Annotated in this window: 2 protein-coding genes; both read left to right on the top strand. The window is 52.6% G+C overall.

Annotation, left to right across the window (positions count from 1 at the left end; genetic code table 11):
• Window positions 1–436: 436 nt before the first annotated feature.
• Window positions 437–1,075, top strand: coding sequence for a Uma2 family endonuclease (locus tag RMO15_RS14380; protein WP_309713950.1), 639 nt, complete (start codon window positions 437–439; stop codon window positions 1,073–1,075).
• 55 nt (window positions 1,076–1,130) lie between these two features.
• Window positions 1,131–1,403, top strand: a complete 273-nt coding sequence (locus tag RMO15_RS14375) for a hypothetical protein (RefSeq protein ID WP_309713948.1) — start codon at window positions 1,131–1,133, stop codon at window positions 1,401–1,403.
• Window positions 1,404–1,520: the final 117 nt, after the last annotated feature.

The raw sequence follows: 1,520 nt of genomic DNA, 5'->3' as shown, positions 1-1,520 counted from the left end.
TCTTGTGAACGTCGAGTCCTGCACAATGGGAATAGTAGGTGTCCATAAAGGTTCCTTGCCTCTTGAGCATCTCAAGTGAGCCCCTCAAGAGAATATTACATTTGACGGACTTGCGTGGGCACCTGTGTTAAAAAATTCTGGTTTGCGTCCTTAAGGCATAGAGCGTGCTATAAGCCCGCCCCGGATAAAACGCCTATGTGACAATCGGTGGTGCTTAAAAGTGCCCCGGTCTGACTGTTTGTCGGAATCGCATCACCAAGGAAAAAACGACCTCTGTGCCAGTCCGTCCTGCCTATGCTACCTTGCTAAACTCAGATTTTCATGCTCTGTGGTGAAGCATCTTCATGAGGACTGTTTGCAGAACTCCAAGAGGCCCTAGGCAATACGGAGGCAGCGGAGACGGCACGGCAAGAAGCAAGCGCGATAAAATAGCGCTATGTCCGCACTTACCACGGAGCCACAGTTCTTACTTTTCCCCTTCGGCCAGACGGGGCAGCACCTGCGCCTGCGTGGGGGACTGAACTTGACCGATAGGCACGACTTCGGGCTGTTTTGTGATGATAACAAAGACTGGCGGATAGAGCGAACGGCACACGGGGAGCTGGTGATTGAGATGCCCACCAAAGGATCAACGGGGGTGAAAAATGCCCTTCTCACAGCATATCTAACGATGTGGACACTGCGCGAGGGCAGCGGAATTGCGTTTGATTCGAGCGCGGGCTTTGAGCTTCCCAATGGCGCGATGCGCTCGCCGGATGCGTCTTGGGTGCGAAAATCCCAGCTCGATGCGCTCACCGAGGAGCAGAAGCAAGAGTTCCTCCCGCTGGTGCCTGAGGTGATCTTTGAGCTACGGTCGTCGTCGGATCGCCTTAAGACGCTTCAGGACAAGATGGCGGAGTGGGCAAGTGTCGGGGTGCGGCTCGGTGTCTTGCTCGATCCCCAAGAGCGCAAGGTGCATGTCTATCGGTTCGGGCAAGCTGCCCAAGTTCTCAGCAACCCCATCACCCTGGACTGCTCGCCGGAGCTACCAGGGTTTGTTCTGGACACCCAAGCTCTCTTCGATGCGGGGCTTTAAACTCTGAAGGACTCAGCGAAACTTGGGAACTAAAAAACCATTACGGAGGATTCTAATGCATAAATTTCTGACTCTCATCACGCTCTCACTTTTACTCTTGCCCATCTCTGTTTGTGCCCAAGATAGCAAACCCGATCTTGACAAGATTTTCTCGACGGCGAATGCTCTCTTAGAGCAAAAGAAATATGCCGAGGCCCTCGTGGAGTACAAGAAGGTTCTGGCACTTGAACCTGATCTGGAGGGGCCTCTGCAAAACGGGGCGATGGCGGCGTTCTTTTCGGCAGACTACAAGACGGCAAAAGAGTTGGGTGTGACTCATTTTGGTTGAAGGAGTTGGGGGTGGCAATTTCAGGCATAATGTCTGTACCACAAAAATAACGCCAGGAGACTGCCATGACCCCCAACTCCCAAGAAATTGTACAACAGATCAAAGACAAATTCGAAG

The organism is Armatimonas sp., from assembly GCF_031410135.1.
Taxonomy (GTDB): domain Bacteria; phylum Armatimonadota; class Armatimonadia; order Armatimonadales; family Armatimonadaceae; genus Armatimonas.
This window is presented reverse-complemented; position numbering and strand designations above follow the sequence as displayed.

Bases quoted from the DNA above. Each gene is read 5' to 3' on its own strand.
- RMO15_RS14380 (WP_309713950.1), top strand. From the start codon at position 437: ATGTCCGCACTTACCACGGAGCCACAGTTCTTACTTTTCCCCTTCGGC.
- RMO15_RS14375 (WP_309713948.1), top strand. From the start codon at position 1,131: ATGCATAAATTTCTGACTCTCATCACGCTCTCACTTTTACTCTTGCCC.